Below are 4,111 nucleotides of genomic sequence, written 5' to 3'. Positions count from 1 at the left end.
CGCAGGTGCTGTGTGTCGAGCGGGTCGGGGTCGAGGACAACTTCTTCGACCTGGGCGGCGACTCGATCCTCAGCATCCAGGTCGTCGCCCGCGCCCGCAAGGCCGGACTCACCCTCACCTCGCGGGACATCTTCCAGCACCAGACGGTCGCCTCGCTGGCCGCCGCCCTCGGCGGCCCCACCGCCTCCGCCGCCCCCGTCCAGGACCAGCCGCCCGTGGAGGGCTCCGTGGTGCTCACCCCGATCCAGCGGTGGTTCTTCCGCACCCACCGCACGGCACCGCAGCACTTCAACATGGCCGTCCACCTGGAACTCGCCCAAGCCGTCGACCACACCGCGCTCACCCGGGCGGTGGAGGCCCTGGTCGCGCACCACGACGCGCTGCGGCTGCGCTTCGAGCGCACCGGCGCCGGCTGGCGCCAGCGCAACCTCGCCGAGGACCGGACCGTTCCGGTCGAGCACCACGACCTGTCCGCACTCGCGCCGGACGCCTGGCAGAGCGCGCTCGACACCATCACCGACACGATGCAGCACGGCTTCGACCTCGCCGACGGCCCGCTGATCCGCTTCGCCCTGATCGATCTCGGTGCGGGTGGGGTGCGGTTGGTGGTGGTGGCGCACCACCTGGTGGTGGACGGGGTGTCGTGGCGGGTGCTGCTGGAGGATCTGGCGGTGGCGTACGGGCAGGTGGTGTCCGGTGCCGCGGTGGATCTGGGCGTGAAGTCGGCGTCGTTCCAGGAGTGGGCGTACCGGCTGCGGGAGCTGGTGGAGTCGGGTGGTTTCGACTCCGAGTTGGCGTACTGGTCCGGTGTGGGCCAGGGGGTTGAGCCGGGTCTGCCGGTGGAGGGTGTGGCGGCGCGGCCCGGTGGTTTGCGGGTGGTGTCGGGCGCCTTGTCGGTGGAGGCGACGCGGGCGCTGTTGCAGCGGGTGCCGGGGGTGTACCGGACCCGGGTGAACGAGGTGTTGCTGGCGGTGCTGGCCCGGGTGCTGGGGGAGTGGACCGGCCGGGACCGGGTGCTGGTGGATGTCGAGGGGCATGGTCGTGAGGAGCTGTTCGCGGGCGTGGACGTCTCGCGGACGGTGGGCTGGTTCACCTCGGTGTTCCCGTTGGAACTGCCGGCGGGCGGCGACTGGGACGTGCTGGTCAAGGCGGTCAAGGAGCGGGTCCGTACGGTGCCGGGCCGCGGGATCGGGCACGGCGCCCTGCGCTACCTCGGCGATCAGGACTCCGCGGCCGGAGAACTGGGCGCGATCCGCCCGCAGGTGAGCTTCAACTACCTCGGCCAGTTCGACGGCCTGACCGGAGACGGCGACTTCTACCGGGCCATGCTGCCCAGCCCCGCCGGCGAGCACAGCCCGCTGGACCCCCGCTCCCACGTCCTGGATGTCGTGGGCCGGGTGGTGGACGGTCGGCTGCTGGTGGAGTGGGGCTGGCAGGAGGGCGTGTTCTCCGTTGCGGTGATCGAGGGGTTGTCCGCGGGTTTCGTGGCCGCGTTGGAGGAGTTCGTGGCGCACTGCGGGGTGCCGGGGGCGGGTGGGTTGACGCCGTCGGACTTCCCGCTGTCGGGGCTGGATCAGGCGGGTGTGGACCTGGTGGTCGGAGACGGCCGGGGGGTGGAGGAGGTGTTGCCGCTGTCGCCGATGCAGAGTGGCATGTTGTTCCACTCGCTGGTGGAGGCTGATTCTCCGGCGTACTTCGAGCAGTTGATGTTCACCGCCGATGGTGTGTCGGACGTGGGTGGGTTCGCCGCGTCGTGGCAGCGGGTGGTGGACGAGGTGCAGGCGCTGCGGGTGGGCGTCGTGTGGGAGGGCGTGCCGGAGCCGGTGCAGGTGGTGCGCCGGGGTGTGGTGCTGCCGGTGGAGGTGTTGGACTGGTCCTCGGTGGACGGGGACGGTCAGGCGGTGCGTTGGGACGCTCTGGTGGCGGCCGACCGTGAGCGGGGGCTGGATCTGCGGCAGGTGCCGTTGGCGCGGCTGACGTTGGTGACGGTGGCGCCGGGCCGGGTGCGTGTGCTGTTGACGTTCCATCACATCCTGTTGGACGGGTGGAGTCTGGCGCGGGTGCTGTCGCTGGTGTTCGACGATTTCGCGGCGCGTTCGGCGGGTTCGGCGCTGCCGCTGCTCTCCGGTGGTCGCGGTTTGGCGGCGCAGGTGGGCTGGTTGCGGGGTCGGGACGCGGGGGTGGCGGAGGAGTTCTGGCGCTCCGTGTTGGCCGGGTTCGAGTCCCCGGTGGCGCTGCCGTTCGACCGTCAGGTGGTGCGGGCGGGTCAGTCCCGTTCGACCGGCCGGGTCGGGGTGCGGCTGTCGCAGGAGCTGTCGGAGCGGGTGTTCGGGTTCGCGCGCCGGCACCGGCTGACGGTGAACGCGGTGGTGCAGGGCCTGTGGGCGCTGCTGCTGGCGGGCTGCTCGGGTCGTACCGACGTGGTGTTCGGGGCGACGACGTCGGGTCGTCCGGTGGAGCTGCCGGGTGCGGACGAGATGATCGGCGTGTTCATCAACTCCCTTCCGGTGCGGGTGGATCTGGACCCGCACCAGGGTGTGGTGGAGTGGCTGCAGGCGCTCCAGGCCGAGCAGGTCGAGGCCCGGCGCTTCGACTACCTCCCGCTCACCCGGATCCAGGCCGTCAGCGAACTGCCCACCGACCAGGCCCTGTTCGACACGCTGGTCGTCTTCGAGAACTACCCGCTGGACATCGACGCGGCCGCCGAACGCGGCCTGACCGTCAGCGACGTCAGCGCGATCGAGGCCTCCAACTACCCGCTCAACCTGCTGGCCTACGCCGGCGACCGGATCGAGCTGATCCTGCCCTACGACCCGGCCGTCTTCGACCGCAGCACCGTTGAGGGCCTGCGCGACCAGCTGGTCCGGCACGCCGAGAGCGTCGTCGCCGCCGACGGCTCCACCACCCTGGCCGGGCTCGACCCGCTCGGCGCCGACCAGCGCCACCAGGTCCTCGGCCAGTGGAACGACACCGCCCGCGACCTGACCAGGCTGAACCTGTCCGAGATCTTCCGCAGCCAGACCGAGCGGACCCCGGACCTGCCCGCCGTCGTCTGCGCCGACGACACCCTGACCTACGCCGAACTCCAGGCCCGGTCCGCCAGGTTGGCGCACCTGCTGATCGCCGAGGGCGTCCGCCCGGGCGAACGCGTCGGGGTTGCCCTGCCGCGCGGCATCGCCTGGCTGACTGCGATGCAGGCCGTGGTGCACGCCGGCGCCGTCTACGTACCGCTCGACCCGACCTACCCGGCCGACCGGCTCGACCACATGGTCGGCGACTCCGGCATCCGGCTGGTGATAACCGACGAGGCCGCCGGCGCCACCGTCGCGACCACGGGCGTGCGCACCCTGGACCCGGCCCTGGTCGAGCACACGCAGCTGCCGGACGGCCTGCCCGAGGTGGCGATCGAGCTGCTCCAGCCCGCGTACGTCATCTACACCTCGGGCTCCACCGGCCGCCCCAAGGGCGTCGAGGTCCCGCACCACGGCCTGAGCGGGCTGCTCACGGTGCCCGCCGAACTCCTCGGCGTGCAGCCGGGGGACCGGGTGCTGCAACTGGCCTCGACCAGCTTCGACGTGGCGCTGCTGGAGACCCTGATGGCCCTGGGCCGGGGCGCCGCCCTGGTCCTGCCGGCGCCCGGCCCGCTCGCGGGCGAGGCGCTGGCGCAGGTCCTGGTCGAGCAGCGGGTGAACCACGCGATCATCCTGCCCGCCGCGCTCGCCACCCTGCCGGACGTCGAACTGCCCGAGCTGCGCAGCCTGATCGCCGGCGCGGAGCCCGTCCCGGCGGGCCTGGTCGCCCGCTTCGGCCGGGGGCGGACCATGGTCAACGGCTACGGGCCCACCGAGACCACCGTCGCGGCCTCCTTCAGTGCCGCCCTGGACCCGGACGCCGACACCGACCCCTCGATCGGGCGCCCCTTCGCCAACGTCCGGGTGTATGTGCTGGACGGCTGGCTGCGGCCGGTGCCGCCGGGTGTGGTGGGTGAGTTGTACGTGGCCGGTGACGGTGTCACGCAGGGCTACGTGGGTCGGCCGGGGCTGACGGCGGAGCGGTTCGTCGCGGACCCGTTCGGTGTGGGCGGCCGGCTCTACCGCACGGGTGACGCGGT

General features: G+C 72.4%; 1 protein-coding gene. It reads left to right on the top strand.

What is annotated here, in order from left to right; translation table 11 throughout:
* Positions 1–4,111, top strand: a 4,111-nt coding sequence (locus ACZ52R_RS43370) for an amino acid adenylation domain-containing protein (protein WP_465665843.1), incomplete at both ends; no start/stop codon positions are given.

The organism is Kitasatospora sp. NPDC034023 (assembly GCF_055575795.1).
The sequence above is the reverse complement of the archived record's forward strand: the minus strand, read 5'-3'. Positions and strand labels throughout refer to the sequence as shown.